Source organism: Arthrobacter sp. 210 2, assembly GCF_059093025.1.
The window spans coordinates 225177-243750 of sequence record NZ_JBNHIE010000007.1 but is presented as its reverse complement, the minus strand read 5'-3'; the positions used below and the strand labels follow the sequence as shown (position 1 = coordinate 243750).

At 67.3% G+C, this 18574-nt stretch carries 18 protein-coding genes; 3 read left to right on the top strand and 15 right to left on the bottom strand.

Annotated features, from left to right (window positions below):
• Positions 1–96: 96 nt before the first annotated feature.
• From AC5RWA_RS14970 to AC5RWA_RS14930, 9 genes are all read right to left on the bottom strand, one after another.
• The gene (locus tag AC5RWA_RS14970; protein WP_494058150.1) at positions 97–1881 is read right to left on the bottom strand and encodes a DEAD/DEAH box helicase; all 1785 of its coding nucleotides are present in this window, start codon (positions 1879–1881) and stop codon (positions 97–99) included.
• On the bottom strand, positions 1881–2222 hold the full coding sequence (locus AC5RWA_RS14965; protein WP_079597692.1) for a DUF3039 domain-containing protein: 342 nt from the start codon (positions 2220–2222) through the stop codon (positions 1881–1883). Before AC5RWA_RS14965 ends, AC5RWA_RS14970 begins: the two co-directional genes overlap by 1 nt.
• A 108-nt stretch (positions 2223–2330) precedes the next feature.
• Entirely contained in the window at positions 2331–3110 is a 780-nt protein-coding gene (nagB, locus tag AC5RWA_RS14960) for a glucosamine-6-phosphate deaminase (protein WP_079597691.1), read from the bottom strand.
• A 31-nt stretch (positions 3111–3141) separates the two neighbouring features.
• Positions 3142–4713, bottom strand: coding sequence for a transporter (locus tag AC5RWA_RS14955; protein ID WP_494058149.1), 1572 nt, complete (start codon positions 4711–4713; stop codon positions 3142–3144).
• Positions 4695–5489 carry an ABC transporter ATP-binding protein gene (locus AC5RWA_RS14950; RefSeq protein WP_115525475.1) on the bottom strand — a complete coding sequence of 265 codons (795 nt, stop codon included), beginning with the start codon at positions 5487–5489 and terminating at the stop codon, positions 4695–4697. The genes AC5RWA_RS14955 and AC5RWA_RS14950 overlap by 19 nt, the downstream gene beginning before the upstream one ends.
• 104 nt (positions 5490–5593) lie before the next feature.
• Positions 5594–5884 (bottom strand): DUF3253 domain-containing protein, encoded by a 291-nt coding sequence (locus AC5RWA_RS14945; protein WP_494058148.1) that lies wholly within the window; start codon positions 5882–5884, stop codon positions 5594–5596.
• Positions 5885–5895: 11 nt separating this feature from the next.
• Positions 5896–6993 (bottom strand): NADH:flavin oxidoreductase/NADH oxidase, encoded by a 1098-nt coding sequence (locus AC5RWA_RS14940; RefSeq protein WP_494058147.1) that lies wholly within the window; start codon positions 6991–6993, stop codon positions 5896–5898.
• Positions 6993–7988 (bottom strand): co-chaperone YbbN, encoded by a 996-nt coding sequence (locus AC5RWA_RS14935; protein WP_494058146.1) that lies wholly within the window; start codon positions 7986–7988, stop codon positions 6993–6995. The genes AC5RWA_RS14940 and AC5RWA_RS14935 overlap by 1 nt, the downstream gene beginning before the upstream one ends.
• Positions 7989–8040: 52 nt before the next feature.
• Entirely contained in the window at positions 8041–9744 is a 1704-nt protein-coding gene (locus tag AC5RWA_RS14930) for a DUF8094 domain-containing protein (protein WP_494058145.1), read from the bottom strand.
• Between the two features lie 190 nt (positions 9745–9934).
• Here AC5RWA_RS14930 and AC5RWA_RS14925 point away from each other — a divergent pair, with 190 nt between their 5' ends.
• Complete coding sequence (locus tag AC5RWA_RS14925; RefSeq protein ID WP_079597684.1) at positions 9935–11254, top strand: AI-2E family transporter; 1320 nt, start codon at positions 9935–9937, stop codon at positions 11252–11254.
• A gap of 12 nt (positions 11255–11266) precedes the next feature.
• Here AC5RWA_RS14925 and AC5RWA_RS14920 read toward each other — a convergent pair whose 3' ends face one another.
• Positions 11267–12067 carry an alpha/beta hydrolase gene (locus AC5RWA_RS14920; protein WP_494058144.1) on the bottom strand — a complete coding sequence of 267 codons (801 nt, stop codon included), beginning with the start codon at positions 12065–12067 and terminating at the stop codon, positions 11267–11269.
• 44 nt (positions 12068–12111) lie between these two features.
• Positions 12112–12465 carry an Rv1322 family protein gene (locus tag AC5RWA_RS14915; protein WP_494058143.1) on the bottom strand — a complete coding sequence of 118 codons (354 nt, stop codon included), beginning with the start codon at positions 12463–12465 and terminating at the stop codon, positions 12112–12114.
• Positions 12466–12570: 105 nt separating this feature from the next.
• On the opposite strand from AC5RWA_RS14915, the gene nucS reads away from it, so the two are divergent.
• Together nucS and AC5RWA_RS14905 are read left to right on the top strand one after the other, a co-directional pair.
• Positions 12571–13266, top strand: a complete 696-nt coding sequence (gene nucS / locus AC5RWA_RS14910; RefSeq protein WP_079597681.1) for an endonuclease NucS — start codon at positions 12571–12573, stop codon at positions 13264–13266.
• 298 nt (positions 13267–13564) lie between these two features.
• A complete protein-coding gene (locus AC5RWA_RS14905) occupies positions 13565–13768 on the top strand; it encodes a cold-shock protein (protein ID WP_011692441.1) in 204 nt (67 codons plus the stop codon).
• A 141-nt stretch (positions 13769–13909) separates the two neighbouring features.
• Here the strand turns inward: AC5RWA_RS14905 and AC5RWA_RS14900 are convergent, their stop codons facing one another.
• Genes AC5RWA_RS14900 through AC5RWA_RS14885 form a run of 4 tightly spaced genes read right to left on the bottom strand, consistent with a single transcriptional unit; the run spans position 13910 to position 18573 of the window.
• Positions 13910–16549, bottom strand: a complete 2640-nt coding sequence (locus AC5RWA_RS14900) for a bifunctional lysylphosphatidylglycerol flippase/synthetase MprF (protein ID WP_494058142.1) — start codon at positions 16547–16549, stop codon at positions 13910–13912.
• Positions 16531–17841 carry an alpha/beta hydrolase gene (locus AC5RWA_RS14895; RefSeq protein ID WP_494058141.1) on the bottom strand — a complete coding sequence of 437 codons (1311 nt, stop codon included), beginning with the start codon at positions 17839–17841 and terminating at the stop codon, positions 16531–16533. The genes AC5RWA_RS14900 and AC5RWA_RS14895 overlap by 19 nt, the downstream gene beginning before the upstream one ends.
• Positions 17842–17846: 5 nt before the next feature.
• A complete protein-coding gene (locus AC5RWA_RS14890; RefSeq protein ID WP_079597678.1) occupies positions 17847–18278 on the bottom strand; it encodes a DUF2550 domain-containing protein in 432 nt (143 codons plus the stop codon).
• A 10-nt stretch (positions 18279–18288) separates the two neighbouring features.
• Entirely contained in the window at positions 18289–18573 is a 285-nt protein-coding gene (locus AC5RWA_RS14885) for a F0F1 ATP synthase subunit epsilon (RefSeq protein ID WP_079597677.1), read from the bottom strand.
• Position 18574 lies beyond the last annotated feature (1 nt).

The window sequence follows — 18574 nt, the reverse complement described above, 5'->3', positions numbered from 1 at the left end:
TCGCCTGACGTCGGCCTCCCAACATCCAGGTACAAGAGGCAGAACAAAATGTTGACCCGGGTGCTCAGCACCCGGGCCACCGTTATTGCATCACCGCTATTTCCGGCCGATGAACCAGTCCTGGAGCTTCCGCAAACGCGACTGCAGCTGCTCCTCGTTGGCCTGCGCAACGGGCGGACCGCCGCACACGGTGCGCAGTTTGGTATGGACCACGCCGTGCGGCGTACCCGTCCGGGCGGACCAGGCTGCCACGTTCTTGGCCAGCTCGTTCCGCAGGTCCATCAGCATCCGGTGGTCGGGGACGGCCGGGGCCTGGCTTTCCGCGGCCGAGGCGGGCGCCTTCCGGTTCTTCCGGTTCAGCTGCTCGTGCTGCCGCTGGCGCAGGAGCGTGCCCACCTGCTCTGCATCGAGCAGGCCGGGGATGCCCAGGAAGTCCATCTCGTCGTCGGACCCCACCTCGCCGCCGGTGCCGAACTCGCCGCCGTCGAAAAGCACCCGGTCAAACGACGCCTGCGAGTCCAGTGCCTCGAACTTGCCCTTGGTGAGGCTGTCGGAGGCCTTGTCCTCGCGGTTGGCCTCCGCCATCAGCGAGTCTTCCGGGTTGAACAGGCCGTCGCCGTCCTCCTTCTCGGGGCGGTCCAGGGCATGGTCCCGCTCCGCTTCCATGGAGTTGGCCAGCGCCATCAGCTGCGGGACGGACGGCAGGAAGACGGACGCCGTCTCGCCCCTCTTGCGGGCACGCACGAAGCGGCCCACGGCCTGGGCGAAGAACAGCGGCGTGGACGTCGAGGTGGCATAGACCCCGACGGACAGCCGCGGGACGTCCACGCCTTCGGACACCATGCGGACAGCCACCATCCAGCGTGTTTCCCCCGCTGAAAACTCCTCGATCTTGCTCGAGGCCTTGGCGTCATCGGAGAGGATCACCGTGGGCGACTGGCCCGTGATCTTCTTCAGCTGCCCTGCGTAGGCACGCGCATCCTCGTGGTCCGTGGCAATAACCAGGCCACCGGCGTCGGGAACGGTGCGGCGCACCTCGCTGAGGCGCTTGTCGGCCCCGGCCAGGACGGCCGGAATCCATTCGCCGGCAGGGTTCAATGCCGTCCGCCACGCGTGGGAGGTGATGTCCTTGGTCACCGCGGCCTCGCCCAGCGACGCTGCCATCTCCTCGCCGGCGCTGGTGCGCCAGCGCATCTGTCCGGAGTAGGCCATGAACATCACGGGCCGGACCACGTGGTCCCGCAGCGCGTTCCCGTAGCCGTACGTGTAGTCAGCCTTTGAGCGGCGGATGCCATCCCGGTCCTCGGCGTATTCCACGAACGGGATGGGCGAGGTGTCCGAACGGAACGGGGTACCCGTCAGGGACAGCCGGCGCACCGCGGGGTCGAAGGCCTCGCGCAGGCCGTCGCCCCAGGACAGTGCCTCGCCGCCGTGGTGGATCTCGTCCAGGATTACCAGCGTGCGCGCAGCTTCGGTCTTGGCCCGGTGCAGCAGGGGCTTGCTGGCCACCTGGGCGTACGTGACGGCAACCCCGATGAAGCCGCGGCCGTGCTGCCCGTCGGAGTTCTTGAAGTTGGGGTCGATGGCGATGCCCACCCGGGCCGCCGCGTCCGCCCACTGCCTCTTGAGGTGGTCAGTGGGCGCCACGATGGTCACCCTGTTGACGGCACCGGACTCGATGAGCGTGGACGCCACCCGCAGTGCGAAGGTGGTCTTACCGGCGCCGGGGGTGGCTACCGCCAGGAAATCCCGGGGGTTGTTCCGCAGGTAGAGGTCGAGTGCTTCCTGCTGCCAGGCACGGAGTTTCGGGGCGGTTCCCCAGGCTGCACGTTCCGGATAAGCCGGAGGCAGGGTGGGGCCGCCAAAGAGTGTTTCCGTCACTATTTGTTGTTGCCTGAGTCCCCTCCGGGACCCTTGCCGCCGTCGTTGCCCGGGCGGAGGCCGTCGTAGACCTCTTTGCACATCGGGCACACCGGGAACTTCTTCGGATCCCGGCCCGGCGTCCAGACCTTGCCGCACAGGGCGATGACGGGTTCACCGGTCAGCGCGGACTCCATGATCTTTTCCTTGCGCACATAATGCGCAAAGCGCTCCCGGTCGCCCGGCTCCACCTCCTGGCGCAGTTCCTCGCGCTCGATGGTGGCTGTGGACGTTCCAGCCCCGGAAAGCTCGCGCATCGGGTCGTTTTCGAGAGGGTCCGTCATGCTAGTCATGCCTACCATCTTAGCCGTTCCGGGGAACAGGCGTTCGACGGCGGCGCCGCCGTGGCGCCCTCCGGAACCTCCCGCCGTCGGGCGTTGCAGCCCTGCTCCAGGCAGGAATCCGGGGCGCTACAGGCCTTGCCAGGCGGGCTTGTTGTCATAGGTGTGCCGGTAAAAATCGGCAAGCTTCAGCGCCGAGGCCGCCGCTTCGTCCAGCAGGACGGTGGCGTGGGGATGGAACTGCAGCACCGAGGCCGGGCAAATGGCCGAGACCGGGCCCTCCACGAAGTCGCGCACGGCCTGGGCCTTCTGCGCGCCGGTGGCGAGCAGGATCACATGCCGCGCCTCCATGATGGTTCCCAGCCCCTGCGTGAGGACATGGTGCGGGACCTCGGCCAGGCTGTTGAAGAACCGGGCGTTGTCACGGCGTGTCTGCTCGATCAGGCTCTTGATCCGGGTGCGGGAGGCAAAGGAGGACCCGGGCTCGTTGAAGGCGAGGTGGCCGTCGGTACCCACGCCCAGGAGCTGCAGGTCAACGCCGCCGGCGGCCGCGATGGCTTCCTCATAGGCCTGGCACGCGGCGGGGATGTCCTGCGCCGTCCCGTCAGGTCCGTGGACGTTCTCCGGAGCGATGTTGACCCGGTTGGTGAATTCGCGCCGGATCACCTCCCGGTAGGACTCGGGGTGACCGGCGGGCAGGCCCACGTATTCGTCGAGGGTGAACGCGGAGGCCTGGCTGAAGTCCAGGCCGCCCTCGTGCCGGTCGGCCAGCTCGTCGTAGACCGGCAGCGGCGAGGAACCCGTGGCGAGGCCCAGCACGGCGTTGGGCTTATGCCGGACCAGGTCCTCGATGGCGTCCGCCGCCAGCTTTCCAATCTGCTTGCTGCTGCCCAGGATGACGATTTCCATGCTGTTTCCTCCCCTGCCGTGCCGGTTTACGTCAGCGGTTGACGGCCACCTGGGCCAAAAGCTCCGGGCCGCGCGCGTCAAGCCATTTTCCGCCCAGCCGCACGCCCACCACAAACAGGACAAGGCCCAGGACGGTTCCTGCCGCGAGGTTGATCCAGCCGAAGACGCTGTTTCCCGTCACGAGCTGTGCGATCAGCAGTGCGGCCTCGGGCAGCACCAGGACCAGCAGGACCAGCATTCCGCCGAACTGCACAGCCAGTGTCTGCCCCACGTTGCCGGGCGGCTTCTTGAAGGGGCTGTCCCCGGGCAGCGGAACGGCCACGGTATAGCGCGCCGACACGACGGAGGCCAGCCCCAGGCCCGTAAAAAGGATCCCCAGGCTCAGCCCGAGCTGGCCCGGCAGCCCGGACCAGTCATCGGTGAATGCCGAATGGCCCACGGCGAACACGAGCACCACGGGGAGGGCGAACGCCAGGCAGGCAAGTGCGCGGCCCAGCCGGTCCGCCACTCCCCGGACGCCCGTTGCGACGTGCAGGGCGAAGGCGGTGTTGTCATAGGAGACGTCGGCAGAGATGGACCAGGCGAGGATGAAGGCGGACAGGGGGGCAAGGACAGCAAGGCTGGAGTAGTCACCCGTCTGGGCCCCCTGGAATCCCAGCACCACGGGCAGCAGCGGGATGACCACCAGGGACCCGGAGTAGCGCGGGTCGCGGAACCAGTAGGTCAGCGACCGTGCCATCACCGCGCCGGACGGTACCGCCGGCAGGAGTCCCAGGAGCCCCAGTTTGCCGCCCTTGCGCTTGCCGCTGCCGGCAGAGGGCGGCGTGACGAGGGCACGTTCCAGCAGGAGCTTCCAGCACCATGTCAGGGCAGCGAGCGCGGCAACGGAGACCAGGAGCTTCAGCGCCGCCGGCCCAAACTGGCCGGCATGGACATCACCGGCGAGGGACCACGGCGCGCCCAGCGGAGTCCAGGACAATGTCTGTGCGAATTCCGGCAGGAACCCTGTGGACGCCGAGATTCCCTGGCCCACTCCCGCCACGATGGGCCCCATCAGGACCAGTGGCACCATAAACGCGATGGCACTGACGTCTTTGAACCGCCGGGAGGCGGCAAGGCTGGCGGTGGCCGTGGTCACCACTTTGGCGAGCACAACGCAGGTGAGGACTCCCAGCGCAGCTCCCAGCAAGGCGGCGAGGGCGGGCAGTACACCCCGGAACCAGGTCACCACCGTGGACAGGGCCACCAGTGCCGTGGCCAGGCCCGGAATGCCGATCAGTCCGCCCAGGGCAAGCCCCGCCAGCATCTGCTTCATGGGTATGGCGAAGGTGGTGAAGCGGGCCGGGTCCAGGGTCATGTCGGTGGCGGAAGCCACCACCGGGATGATTCCCCAGCCAAGGACAGCGGCGGACCCGCCGAGCACCACGGCGGTCTGTGCGAGTTCGGGGTCGGCCGTGCGCAGCAGGACCAGGGCCACCACCAGCGTTGCGATAATGCCCAGCGCATAGAGTCCCGCAAAAGCCATGCCTACCAGCTGCCACGGGCTGCGCCGGAGGCCGTTGCGCAGCAGGGTCAGCTTCAGCCTCAGAAGGTGCGCAACCATTCCAGCCCTTCCGTGTGGCTGCGGCCGCCCACCAGCTGGACGAACCGGTCTTCGAGGGATGCGCCGCCGCGGACTTCATCCACGGTGCCGGCAGCCAGCAGCCGGCCGCCTGCCACCACGGCCACGTGGTCGCACATCCGCTGGACCAGGTCCATCACGTGGCTGGACACGATTACGGTGCCGCCGGACGCCACGTAGCTGTCCAGGATGGAGCGGATGTTGGCTGCGGACACGGGATCCACGGCTTCGAAGGGCTCGTCGAGGACCAGCAGGCGCGGCGCGTGGATCAAGGCGGAAGCGAGAGCGATTTTTTTGGTCATGCCGGCTGAATAGTCCACCACCAGCGTTCCGGCGTCCTGCGACAGGTCCATGGCGGCCAGCAGCTCGCCCACCCGGGATGCCACGACGTCCTTCTGCATGCCCCGCAGGAGGCCGGCATAGGTGATCAGCTGCTCGCCCGTCAGCCGGTCGAACAGCCTGACGCCGTCGGGCAGGATGCCCATGAGCTTCTTGGCTTCCAGGGGCCGGGTCCAGACGTCCACGCCGTGCACCACCGCCGTGCCGAAGTCAGGACGCAGGAGCCCGGTGGCCATGGACAGCGTGGTGGTCTTGCCGGCACCGTTTGGTCCCACGATGCCGAAGAAGGAGCCGGCCGGAACATCCAGGCTGATGCCGTCCACCGCGATTTTTTCGCCAAACCGTTTGGCAAGTCCCCGGATGGACAGGGCCGCCACGGGCCCTGGTTGCGGTGCCGGGTCAGGTATCGGAGCGCTCATGAAGCCAGACTAGCCCTCACCGTCCGGTCCGGGGGTCCTCCCGCAGGAGTAGCAAAAAAGGCGTACGAAGGGATCCGTTGCTGATGCCTCCGAAGCGCGCGCTGCTACCGCACTTTCCGGATCCGGATGGGGCCTTTGGCGGTGGAGGGATCAACCACCGAGCCGCCCTGGGTGATCTGCACCTCGCCTGCGTCAACCAGCCGGCGCGCGGCCCGCCGGGCAGGCTCCATGAGGTCGCGCCAGTTTTCGTCGCCCACGGCACGTGCTGCGTCCGACGGGCAGATGGTGGACGACGCCGCCCTGGCCGCCAGGAGCTCCAGGATGGCGGCTTCGAGCTTCTGCCCTGTTGGGTTGCCAGGGGCTTGCGCCCCGTCGGGCTGCCGGTCCGTCATCATCCACGCACCAACTAGAACGTGCGCCTCGGCAGGGCCCGCTCGTACTGCGGGGCCCACGGAATGTCATGGCCCAGCTCGAAGGCCGCACGCAGCCACCAGTGCGGGTCCCGGAGCGCTGCCCGTGCGATGAGGACCGCATCGGCCTGGCCCGTGGCGATGGCGTGCTCGGCCTGGCCTGCCGACGTCAACAGGCCGACCGTTCCGGTGGGAATACCCGCTTCCTCCCGGATGGCGGCGGAGAACCCTGTCTGGTACCCCGGGCGGGGTGTAATGCTTTGGTGGGCCACGGCTCCCCCGCTGGAAACGTCGATCAGGTCCACGCCCCGGGCGGCGGCTTCGCGGGCAAGGCGGACCGATGCCGGCAGGTCGATGCCGCCCTCTGCCCAGTCGGTGGCGGAGATCCTCAGCAGCAGCGGCATCGAGTCCGGGATGACCGCCCGTACGGCATCGACGACGGCCAGCATCAGGCGGTTGCGGCCGGTTTCGTCACCGCCCCATTCATCGTCCCGCAGGTTGGCCAGCGGGCTTTGGAACTGGTGCAGCAAGTAACCATGGGCACCGTGGATCTCCACCGTGTCAAAGCCCGCCTCAACGGCGCGCACGGCCGCCGCGGCAAAATCGGAGATCACTTCCTGGATCTGTTCCGCCGTCATGGCGGCGGGAGCGGCACACCCCTCAAACGCCAGCGGCGACGGCCCCACAGTGGTCCAGCCGCCGTCGGATACGGGGACGCTGCCGTGCTTGCCGGAGAAGGGCCACCACGTGGATGCCTTACGGCCGGCATGCGCCAGCTGGGCTCCGATTTTGGCGCCTGCCGCTCCGTGCCGGTGCACGAACGTGGTGATCCGCTGCCACGCTTCCGCCTGGGCGTCGTCGTACAGGCCGGCGTCGCGTGGGCTGATGCGGCCTTCGGGACTCACGGCGGACGCCTCGGCGAGGATCAGCGCCGCACCGCCGGCGGCAAAGGAACCCAGGTGCATCAGGTGCCAGTCGTTGGGCACGCCGGGGGCGGCGTCGGGGTCGCAGCTGTACTGGCACATGGGCGACACCCAGCCGCGGTGCTGAAGCTCGAGTGAGCGCAGCTTCAGCGGCTCGAAAAGCGCCGGCACTAGAAGAGGACCCTCGCGAGGGCCTGCCGCGCCTTGCCGACGCGTTCGTCCGATGCCCCCACCACGTCGAAGAGTTCCAGGAGCCGGACCCGCGCGGTCTCGCGTTCAGGGCCGAAGTTCCTCCCGATGAACGCCACCAGGCGGTTCAGCGCGTCCTCCACGTGCCCGCCTGCCACGTCCAGGTCGGCAACGCCCAGCTGGGCCTCCACGTTGTCCGGCTCGTTGGCGGCCAGCGTACGGAGCGCCTCACTGTCCTGGGCGGACAGGGGCTGCAGCCTCGCCATGAGCTCAACCTGGGCAAGCCCGGCCTTGGCGTCATGGTCCGACGGCATCTCGTTCAGCGCCTGCCGGTAAAAACCGGCGGCAGCCTCGTAGTCGCCGGCCTCGATGGCATCGAAGGCGGCCTGGTGCAGCGGCGGCAGCGGTGCGGGCTCCGGTTCCCCGGCGGCACCCGCGTTCAGGCTGCCGGTCACGCCGTTTGCGGCGGCGACCTTCAACAGTTCGTCGAAGAGGCTGCGCACCTGCTGCTCGTCGGCACTGCCCTGGAAGAGCGGCACAGGCTGTCCCTTCAGGACCGCGACGGCGGTGGGAACGGCCTGCACCTGGAACGCCTGGGCCAGTTGCGGGAAGGCGTCGATGTCTGCGGCCCCGAGGACCAGCCGGCCGCCGTAGCTTGCCACCACGCGGTCCAGGGTGTCCAGCATGCCGGTGGATTCCGGCGAGTACGGGGCCCACAGTGCAAAGACCACGGGCACCTGCGCGGACAGCTCCACCAGCTGCTGGAAGTTGGCTTCGGTGACGTTGACCCTCAGCTCGGGCCCGCCGCCCTGCGCCCCCTCCGGCCCGTTCCCGGCCGGCGCGCCTGTCCCGGCAGGTACTCCGGTTGCGGCCGGCGCTGCAGGGCGCTGTTTCAAGGTGGAAAGGTCGACGGCGCCACGCAGGTTAAGCAGGCTGGCAGCGGCTGGAGGGACAGGGCGGGAAGCTGGCGAACTCATGCTTTCCACTTTAGCCACTCCGGCCGCTGCCGGAAGTACTGCGGTCGTCGGGTTACTTGAAGCTGGCCCCCACCAGGCCGCGGGTTGCCGCGACGAGCTTCATGGGATCGGTCGATCCTGCCGGCGGAACATACACCGCCATGGATTCGGCGAAGCTGAGCACCATCCCGGTGGTGGTTTCCTTGCCGCCGGCAAGGACTGCGGCGTCGTCCCCGATGGTCAGTTTGTCGCCGGCCGCCTTGGGCGTCCCCTCGAAGCTGAAGTTGATCCGGCCCAGGACCAGCGCGCCGCCGTCTTCGGTCCGGAAGACAACCGTGCTTTCCGGAGCCACCTTGTGGGTGAAGGAGAAGTTGCCGTTCTCGCCGGCCTTGACCACTTCAGCCTGGTAGGACAGCGTGTCAGCGATGTACGGCGAGGACTCGCCTTCCACCAGCTTGTCCTTGAAGGCCGAGTCTGGGGTGGTCAGGCGGTCTGCCAGCCCGGAAAGGGCTTCTTCGCCGCTGTACAGGAGCCCGGTCTTGTCCCCGGCTGCCAGGGTGTCGGTCCCCGTGCGGCTGATCGTGGGGAAGGTGGTGCCGGGCTGCAGCGGAGTGGTTTCCATCAGCTTGTAGTTCTCGCGGGGGGACTGCTGGACCAGGGTCAGCAGCTGCGGGACCACGTTGCCGTCGCCCTGCGTGACGGCCAGCACCGAGCGGGGCCAGTCGCGGTCACTGGTGACAACCGTGGTGAGCAGCTTGGTGGACCGTACCGGCATCCGGGCCTCGTAGGAACCCACCTGCGAGCGGATCTTGTAGTTCTGGGTGCGGACCTCCAGTTCGGTGCCGGCCACGCGCTCGGTGAGCTGTGCAGCATCCTTGGCCGCATCGCCGGCGTCGGCAGCGCTGGAAACCTGTTCCAGGATGCGCCGGAACTGGGCGTCCAGCAGGACCGGGGACGCAGCCTCTTCCTGCGCGGCGGCCGATGAGGAGCCGGAGGGCTCGGGGGCGGGTGTCGCGGCGTTCGCGGCAGTACCGGTACCCGCCAGGACAGCTGCGGTGATACCGGCGGCCACCATGCTGGCGCGCGACGCCGTCCGGGCTTCGCTCTTGGCACGGGCACGCTGGGCGAAGCCGCTGCCCGCGCCGTCGCCTCCGCCTTCACCGTTGGGCTTGCGGGCCGAGAGCAGCGCCAGCGCAATGCCGCCGAGGATCAGCAGGGAGCCCAGGACGATCAGCGGGATGGCCCAGGGAGTGGAGGTGTCGTTCGGGAACGTCATGGACACGGAGGCGGGAGCAGCCTTGGTGCCGTCCGACGCGAGCAGGAGGGTCCAGTCGCCGTCAGCCGGAGGGGTCCAGGAGTACTCCAGTTCGCCGCTGGCGTTCTCGGTGGAAACCCAGAGATCCGAGCCGGCCGGATTGGGTGCCGTGGCTTCGCCGTCGGCATGCTCAACCTGCAGCGACTTGCCGTCCTCGGAAACGCCGCTGATGGTGTTGTGGGCTGCCTGGCCCACCCACGCGTCCACGTCATCGGGACGGCCGGCGGCGAGCATGAAGTTCCCGTCACCTTCGATGGTGATCTTGACGGTGCCGCCGTGAAGGGTGCGCAGATTCTGGTCAATGACGGTCAGCGGCGCCTCCGCGGCATCGGCCGGCGCGGACGCCGTGAAGGTCTCGGAGGGGGCCCAGATGGTTCTCTGGCCGATGCCGGCCAAAAGTGTCAGGAGGCCGAGCAGCACGAGTGCGACTGCAGTCTTTAAACGCAAGGGAACACCTATCATCAGCGGGGTTTACCTTCAATAGTAACCGTTTTGTTACCACGGCCCCGGATGGACGGCCCGTGAGCCGCCTGCAGCAGGCCCGGGCGGCGGCTCCTCCGCGGCTATTGACAAGGCGGCTGATAGTGTTTGCGATGATCATCACACCGGCCCGCCGACGCGGTGCCACGCACGGAACAGGCCCGAAAAACCAGTGACTGACAAGACGGACGAGTCCTCCGCGGCAGACGGGAATCCTCGAAGCCAGGAGCCTCCGGCTGCCGTCCCCCCGGGACCCGAAGCTGTGCGCCGGAAAGGCTCCGCGGCGTCCGCCCTTGGCCTGGTGGCCCGGCGGCTTCGCCAGCCGCTGCCGGGTGCGCAGCCGAGGCTCCGGTTCGAAATGCCGCCTGAGTACGTCCAGGAGCACCAGGCCGGCGAGGATGAAGCTGACCTTGACAGCGAGGTGCGGCCGCAGTTCGGCCGCCCGGGCCCCCGGATGTCGCCGCAGCACCCCCTGTACCTCGGGTTCATGGGAACGGTGGGCGTGGGGCTTGCCCTGCTCGTGTACTGGATCGGCTCCAACACCACGCAGCTGCTGCTGTGGATCGTGGCGGCGCTGTTCATCGCCCTCGGCCTGGAACCGGTGGTGGGCTGGCTGGAGAACCGCAAAATCCCCCGCCCGGCCGGCATCCTGGTCTCGGTCACCGTGCTGATCAGCGCCGTCGTCGGCTTTTTCGCCACCCTGATCCCCACCATCGTGGAGCAGGTGACGGAAATTGTGGAGCAGGCACCGGTCTGGATCCGGGACTTCATCGACTCCGAGTTTTTCCGCAGCCTTGATGACCAGTTCGGGGTGCGGGACCGCGTGTCCGAAGAGCTGGACAAGTTCGTCAATGACCCCGCCGCGGTGGGCGGGATCTTCGGCGGCGTGGTGGGCTTTGGATCCACAGTTGCCAACGGCCTGTTCGGAACCCTGATTGTGCTGGTCCTGAGCCTGTACTTCCTGGCCGCACTGCCTGCCATGAAGAAATGGGGATACCGGCTGGCCCCGCGCTCCCGCCGCAACCGGGTGGAGGCCCTGTCCGAGGAAATCACCCGTTCGGTGGGAAACTACGTGATCGGACAGGCCTGCGTGGCACTGCTCAACGCCACGTTCGCCTTCATCGTGATGTCCATCGTGGGTATCCCGTTCGCCCTGCTGCTCGCGTTCGTAGTTGCCCTGCTCGCGTTCATCCCCCTGGTGGGCGGCATGATCGCAGGCATCGTGGTGCTGCTCGTCTCGCTGACGGAGGGCTGGCAGACCGCCGCAATCTACGGCATCTGCTACTTCGCGTACCTGCAGTTCGAGGCCTATTTCATCTCGCCGCGCATCATGCAGAAGGCCGTGGCAGTGCCCGGTGCCGTTGCCGTCATTTCCGTCATCGCCGGCGGCAGCCTGCTGGGCGTGCTGGGCGCCCTGATCGCCATTCCCACGGCAGCCGCCGTCCTGCTGCTGATCCGGGAGATCTACATCGTCAGGCAGGACCAGCACTAGCGGCCGGTCCGCCTAGGCGGACGCGGTGGCGGCGGGCCCGTCCCACTCCTGCGGCAGCCCGGCAGTGCCGGAGCCTGCCTCGGTGACCTCGTCGACGATCTCGTTCAGGACCCGGGAAGCGTACTTCTCCCCCACCCACAGGTGCTTGGCTCCTGCCACGCCCACCACGCGCGCCTGGGGCACCAGGCTGAACCGCTCCGCCGCCTCGGCCGGCTGCAGGAAGTCATCGTGCTCCGGCACCAGGACCGTGAGGGGCATGCCCGATTCAGCCCACTGCTGCAGGTGCTTGTCCGTGGCGCGGTGCAGCGGCGGTGACAGGAGGACCGCGCCTTCCACCTGAGACGCAACCGGTTCCACTGCCCCGTACATCAGGGCCAGTTCCGTGCCGAAGGACCAGCCCACCAGCCACCTGTTGGGCAGGCCCCGCCCGACGGCGAAGCGGACGGCGGCCTCGACGTCGTACTTTTCGCCGATGCCCTCCTCGAAGGTGCCGGTGCTTGTCCCATGCGGAGAGGCGGTCCCGCGGGTATTGAACCGCAGCACGGCAATGCCTGCCAGGGCCGGCAAACGGTAGGAGGCCTTGCGGTAGACATGCGAGTCCATGAATCCGCCGTGGGTGGGCAGCGGATGAAGGGTGATCAGCGTGGCATGGACCGGCCCCGACTCGGGCAGCGCCAGTTCCCCAATCAGGGTATGTCCGTCGTCCGTCTGCAACTGCACGTTTTCGCGCCGCGCGGGCAGGACCGTGGAGGCCCGGATGGGAACAGGGGTGCCGGAGGAGCTGAATTCGTACGACGCCGGATCAAAAGTCATGCATGCCAGCTTAGCGACAGCAGGGGTCCGGCCGCTCGCGGTACTTAGCGGTAGCGGTAACTGCGCGACATCCAGCAGTTGGTGTGCCAGTGGCGCCGCTCCGCCAGGCCGGCTGCCGCCCCGAAGAGATGGTCGTCCTTCCAGACCACCAAATGCGCGACGCCGGGCAACACCGCGGTGGAGCATTCCGGGCAGATGTAGGTCTTCTCGGCATTCTTGGCGGTCATGGTGCGGACCATCCACTCACCGTCCGGCGCGCTCTCCCGCCGGGCGATGCCTGCCCGGGCCCGTTCCAGGTCAAGCTCGGGCACCTCGCCGCCACCCTTCCTGCCACCGCCCCGGCCCGAAGCGGCACCCTTGCCGGAGACAGGACGGCGGGGACGGTTGGAACGCGGCATGCATCCATTCTGCCCCAGCCACCCGCCGTCGCCGCGCGTCCCCGATTGCCGGCAGCGCCGCCGTCGGGATCAGCCCTGGCAGCGGCAGACGGTAGTCTGTACGGCGTGCGACTTGTCATAGCCCGATGCTCCGTTGATTATGTTGGCCGGCTCAAAGCCCACCTCCCCCTCGCCACCAGGCTCCTGCTGGTAAAGGCGGACGGTTCCGTGCTCGTCCATTCGGACGGCGGCTCCTACAAGCCGCTCAACTGGATGAGTCCGCCGGCTACCCTCCGGGTTTCCTCGCCGGAGGACGTGGACCTCGAACTGGGCGTCGTTGAGCAGTGGACCGTCCAGTCAGCCAAGACCGATGACCGGCTGATCATCAACATCCACGAAAAGCTCAGCGACTCATCGCACGATCTGGGGGTTGATCCCGGACTGATCAAGGACGGCGTGGAGGCAGACCTCCAGCGGCTCCTGGCTGAACAGATCGAAACACTGGGCACCGGGTACTCGCTAATCCGCCGCGAGTACTTCACGGCCATCGGTCCGGTGGACATCCTGGCACGCGACGCTGACGGAGCCACCGTGGCCATCGAACTCAAGCGCCGTGGCGACATTGACGGCGTGGAGCAGCTGACCCGCTACCTCGAGCTTCTGAACCGCGATCCGCTCCTGGCCCCCGTCCGCGGGATCTTTGCAGCCCAGCAAATCAAGCCGCAGGCCAAGGTGCTGGCCAACGACCGCGGGATTGACTGCGTCACCCTGGATTATGACGCGATGCGCGGCGTTGACGACAGCGAATCCCGGCTCTTCTAGAAGTACCTATCCCTCGGGCCTTTTACCGAATTCGCCCCTGACGAGGCATTTAACCCGGTCTTTACCTAAATTTTGTTTCTTTCGACGTCCAAACCGTTGACCTGCGGGAACGGGCATGAAATTCTTGTCTCAGTCTTTGTGTAGGTGTTTTTCATGCTCGCAAGACATGTTGCGAGCGCGAAGCTCCTGCAACACCGGTCCGTAATTCGGGCGGGTAATTCAGGATTCTTCTCGCGGAGTGACCAAGGCCGGCACGAGGTGTGCCGATCTTAAAAAGTTCCACAATGAGGAGAAATAAATGGCACAGGGAACCGTCAAGTGGTTCAACGCTGAAAAGGGCTTCGGCTTCATTACCCCGGATGACTCCGACGGTGATGTCTTCGTTCACTACTCGGAAATCCAGACCGGTGGCTTCAAGACCCTCGACGAGAACCAGCGCGTTCAGTTCGAGATCGGCCAGGGCGCCAAGGGCCCCCAGGCTACCGGCGTAACGCTGGTCTAGTCCCCCGCCTTTGAGCCGTCCGCGGCTCTCAGCGAAACAAATGATCCCCGGCAATTCTGCCGGGGATCATTTGTTGTTAAGCCCCGTTGCGGGGTGTGCCATCACCGGCTTGACGGCCTTTTCCCACGCTTTGGAATTGCCCTACTTGACCAATTTGCGCACCAGGCGGGCGCCCTGCGGCAGGGAAAGCCCCGGCAGGTACGCCCGGGTCAGGGCCCGGCCGATTGCGGGAAGGTGCAGCGGGTCCTGGTAGTAGAGGTACAGCGCCCGGTACTCGGGCTTGAACCGCGATTTGAAGGCGGCCAGGGAACGGAAGCCGTACACCGGTTCCAGGGCATGCCCCACCAGGTCCAGGATGCGGACCAGGTTCTGGGCACCATCCCCTGCCGCACGGCTTTCCTCCCCGGTCGGCGCATGCTGCTGGCTGTCGGCTTGGATGTTGTCCTTGGCCTGGGCCTGCTCCTTCGCACGGGCCTCCTGGGCCTCCTGGGGGCGGCTGGCAAGCGGAGAGCCGGACAGTGAGATGACCTCCACGGAGTCGCGCAGCTCGAGCACTGCGGAGGCAATCAGGAACTCCATAACGCCAGGAAACCCTTCGGCACCGCGACGCATCACGTCAAGCGTCCTGCTGACCAGCCGCCCGCCGTCGTACACCGGAAGCCAGCTGGTCACCCCGTGGACCGTTCCGTTGCCGTCCACCGCGAGGCAGCACAGCACTTCCTCGTCGTCGAGTTCGTCCACCCCGCCAAGGGTGAAGCCCATCTCAGGAACGGATTTGTTGGCCGCCCATTCCTCCGACACCTCATTCAGGCGGGAGCGCAGCGACGCCGGCAGTGCATGATAGGGGCCCCAGACCGCCTCGACGCCGAGCTTCGCCGCCCGGTTCAGAGCGGTCCGGACGTTTTGCCATTCCTTCCCCTTGAACTCGAGTTCGCGGATGGCCAGCCGGGTTTCCTGCGCCACGGCCACCCTGGCGAAGCCGCGTTCCCGCAGCGCAGGCCACACGGAATCGTCACAGGAGTACAGCGCGGGAATGAGTGCGTGGCTGCGGCAGTGAGCCAGGAATCCCTCGGTGGCTGCCTGCTGCGCCTGCCGGGGCCCGAAGGCACCGCCCAGGGTCAGCGCCACGCTGCCGTGCTGCTGGTAGGCCACGGCTCCCTGCCCGTCGGGGCTGAACCAGTAGGTATTGGGTTCCCACAGCGCCATCCATGACAGCGGGCCACCGCCCTGGTGCAGCAGTTCCCGGGCCCGCGACCGGTCCTGCCGGCCGGAATCGTGGCCGTAGTGCCCGCCGATGAGCGCCCACCACACTGCAGCAAGCGCCACGACCCAGAAGCCAGGCCCGGAGTAGGCAAAGAGGACGGCTTCCACGCTGTTCCGGTCAGCAAACACGCGGTGGTAGTGCTGCGGAATGGGAACCGGGACATACTGCCGTGCCAGTTCCGCGAAGAGGCCCAGCAGCCCGCCGTCGCGTGCCAGACCGTCCGACCAGAACCAGGCTACGGCGTAGCCGCCCGCCAGCAGGGCCCAGCAACCGCCAACCACAATAGCCAGAGTCCGCCGGGCAGTTGGCATCGTCTGCACCCTGAACTGCCGCCGGTTGAGCCAGAGGACCACAGCCAGCAGCAGGGGCACGACGACGAGCGGAAGCACATGGGCGAAGGCCGACCCCATGGGTGCAGCCTGCGGGCCCTGCGGGCGTGACGGGACCAGCGCGAACAGCGCCAGGTACACCGCCGCCAGCGCTGTGACGGCCAGCTGGATGGCGATGGCTATGTTCAGCGCGAGCCTCCGGCCGCGGCGCATCCCGTCGGCACAAATCAGCAACAGGACCACCGGAACCACGGCCAACGCCAGGCCAAAGGGGCCAGCGAACCCGGCCCGGCCCGCTTCCAGGCACGAGGCTTCGACGGTTGCCCCGCAGTTGAATGCCAACTGCCCCAGCGTAGGCATTGGATTGAGGACCACGTCCCGCAGCAGCGCCAGCGGTCCGGTGGGCGCGCGCGCAATCCCCGTAAGGATGGGGCCCACAGCGAAAACGGCCACTGTAAGGGCGAGCAGGTTCCGGGTTTCGCGGCCGGTGGAGCGGTGCCGGTGCAGCTGGCCCTGGTCACCCTGGATCCACCACCCGACCAGCAGGCCAAGGAGTGCCCCTAGGAGACCGATGACGGTTTCGGCATGCCCCACGTACAGGACCAGCAGGAGCGAAATGGACACCATCGCTGTCCGGAGCCGCCGCTGCCACAGCACCGGCAGCCGCGCGCTCCCCGCCATGCCGGCAGCAAGGACCGGCCCGTAGGGTCCGATGAGGATGTGGTCCGCCATCCGGTCCAGCCACCCGTCGCCGGCATATGCGGCCAGCTGGGTAATCAGCAGGAACAGCGTGACGGCTGCGAACTGTCCGCCAAAGAACAGTGCCGCGGCGGCACGCCATCCCAGTTTCCGCTCCGCAAGCCCCAGCAGAACGATGATCATGAAGGAGGCTGCCAGGTACGCCAGGGGGTTGGTGGCGAAAAAGAGGCTGGTGAACAGTGACCACCAGTGGCCGGAACGGAGGCCCGGACCACTGACCCCGGCCAGCTCCAGCAAGTGTTCAGGCGGTCCGGCCAGATAGCTGCCGGTGACCGCCCCGGCTCCCAGGAACAGGGCAAGAACCGTCAGCGAGAAGGGCACCGACTTCAATGAGCCCAGTGCACGGAACAGCGCCGGGCGCCCCACGGTGTCCCACGCAAGGGCAGCGGTCCGGACCTGCCTCTCGGCGCTCACTTCCGCAGCCCCCATCTGTCGGCCAGGAGCTGCAGCGCATCCGCGAAACGCCGCGACGACGTGTCCCACGAATGGCCCGTGTGCTCCACTTCGTAGGCGCGGACATCGAAGCCCGCGTCCTTCGCCGCAACCGCCAAAGTGCGCAGGTAGGCAACGAACTCCGGGTCATCCTGCCCGGCAGTCAGGTACAGGAGGCTGCCGTCAAACCGTTGCTGCTTCATGATGCCCAGCGGGGTCTGCCGGTTGAACGCTTCCGGATCCCCGGGGAAGGATCCTTCAATGGTCTTCTGCCGTTCCTTGGCGATGGCGGGTTCGGCCTCTGCCGAGAAGGCCAGCGCAGCGGGAAACAGGTCGGGATGCCTCGTGGCCATCTGCACCGCGCAGGTGCCGCCGAAGGAGAATCCGCCAACAGCCCAGCGGCTGTGGTTGCTGTCCACGGTGAGGGTATCGCTGATCCACCGGGTCACATCCTGGGACAGGTATGTGTCCGCGCGGGCTATCCGGCTGTCCATGCACATCGTGTTGGCGGACTGGGAGCCGTTCGGGTCCGGGACCACCACCACGGGCGCCAGCCCGCCATGGGAGGCGGCAAAAGAATCCATGTGGCCTTGGAGCGAACCGCCGGTCAGCCAGTCTGCAGGGCCACCGGGCTGCCCGGCAATGAGGACCAGCACGGGAAGCGCTGGGCGGTTGGGGGCGAAATAGGCGGGGGGCAGGTAGATGTAGGCTTCGCGGGTGTTCATCCCCGAGGCGGTGCCCGGGATCGCTGACCTGCGAAGGACTCCCCCTGCCGGCAACGCGCCCTGCGGGCTCCAGCCCTGGAGGGTGACGCCGTCGGACCCCCCGGCCTGGCGCATAAGGGCCGGCTCCAGCGTGGGGATACGGGACAAAGCGGTGCCCAGCAGGTCGCTGATGGTCCGGTTAAGCCCGAAGTAGGCGTTGATCTGGACTGACGACAGGGCGACCACCAGCAGCGCCGCGGCGATCCCGGTCCCCCGGCGCCGCCAACTGCTCCGCGGCAGGCGCATCAGCACCAGGAGCACGGCACCAACGGCGGGGACCACCCACACCAGGACAGCGTCAGGAATGTTTTCCGGGAAGACGGAGAAGACGTTAATGAGTGCCCAGTGCACCGTGACCACCAGGGCGAAAGCGGCAGCGGCGGCGGTGATGAGCCGAAGGATCCAGCTCCTGCCCGCGCTGTGCGGAGGAGGCAGCACGAGGTAGGCGGCGCCCGCCAGGCCGAGGACCAGGATTGCCCAATAGAGCGGGCCGTCGGTGAGCCGGACGCCAAAAAGCCAGTCCACGCCGGTTAGCGCCAGGTCCCCACGCCGATGACCGGGCCGGCCTCCAGCCAGGAGGACAGTCCCGTATAGGCGTCGAACTTCATGGCGAGCCGGAAGTCCTGGCCTTCGTAGCGGAGTTCGACAATCACGACGTCGGGCTGGACCTTGACGGCCTCAGCCTCCGTAGGTTTGCGCCGGCCAAGGAGTTCAAGGGAATGCCGCTTGAACTTGTGCTTGGGCCGGACGCTCAACGAGAGCAGCCTGAACCACTCAAGGTCGTTGTCCTGATAACGACAAACCCCCATCCGCCAGCTGTTTCCAGCCATGCAGATGGAGGCGTCCACCGTGCCGAGGGCACGCCGCAGGTTGAAGCGGCGCACCCCCAGAAGGCACAGTGCAAAGATCAGCAATCCGAAAGCGATTGCCATGGCGATGAACGGAAGACTCGGAGCGTCCATCAAGGTGGTGCTAGCGGATCCCAGCGGTAGCCGAGCCGCCCAGGTGGGCGTTGTCAGCAACAATAACCACGCGGTCGTTGTCGACGGAGAAGAATCCGCCGTCAACATCTACGGCAATACGGTCCCCGGAAACCGGCTGGATGGCCAGTTCACCTTCGGCCAGGATCGCCAGCAGGGGCGAGTGGCCGGGCAGGATTCCGATTTCACCATCGCTGGTGCGGGCCTTGACCATCTTGGCCGCTCCGGACCACACGAAGTGGTCCGCTGCGACAATCTCAACCTCAAGCTCAGCCATA

Coding starts and splice junctions, on each gene's coding strand:
- AC5RWA_RS14965 (WP_079597692.1), bottom strand. CDS start 2,222: ATGGTAGGCATGACTAGCATGACGGACCCTCTCGAAAACGACCCGATG.
- nagB (WP_079597691.1), bottom strand. CDS start 3,110: ATGGAAATCGTCATCCTGGGCAGCAGCAAGCAGATTGGAAAGCTGGCG.
- AC5RWA_RS14955 (WP_494058149.1), bottom strand. CDS start 4,713: ATGGTTGCGCACCTTCTGAGGCTGAAGCTGACCCTGCTGCGCAACGGC.
- AC5RWA_RS14950 (WP_115525475.1), bottom strand. CDS start 5,489: ATGAGCGCTCCGATACCTGACCCGGCACCGCAACCAGGGCCCGTGGCG.
- AC5RWA_RS14945 (WP_494058148.1), bottom strand. CDS start 5,884: ATGATGACGGACCGGCAGCCCGACGGGGCGCAAGCCCCTGGCAACCCA.
- AC5RWA_RS14935 (WP_494058146.1), bottom strand. CDS start 7,988: ATGAGTTCGCCAGCTTCCCGCCCTGTCCCTCCAGCCGCTGCCAGCCTG.
- AC5RWA_RS14930 (WP_494058145.1), bottom strand. CDS start 9,744: ATGATAGGTGTTCCCTTGCGTTTAAAGACTGCAGTCGCACTCGTGCTG.
- AC5RWA_RS14920 (WP_494058144.1), bottom strand. CDS start 12,067: ATGACTTTTGATCCGGCGTCGTACGAATTCAGCTCCTCCGGCACCCCT.
- AC5RWA_RS14915 (WP_494058143.1), bottom strand. CDS start 12,465: ATGCCGCGTTCCAACCGTCCCCGCCGTCCTGTCTCCGGCAAGGGTGCC.
- AC5RWA_RS14905 (WP_011692441.1), top strand. CDS start 13,565: ATGGCACAGGGAACCGTCAAGTGGTTCAACGCTGAAAAGGGCTTCGGC.
- AC5RWA_RS14900 (WP_494058142.1), bottom strand. CDS start 16,549: ATGGGGGCTGCGGAAGTGAGCGCCGAGAGGCAGGTCCGGACCGCTGCC.
- AC5RWA_RS14890 (WP_079597678.1), bottom strand. CDS start 18,278: ATGGACGCTCCGAGTCTTCCGTTCATCGCCATGGCAATCGCTTTCGGA.
- AC5RWA_RS14885 (WP_079597677.1), bottom strand. CDS start 18,573: ATGGCTGAGCTTGAGGTTGAGATTGTCGCAGCGGACCACTTCGTGTGG.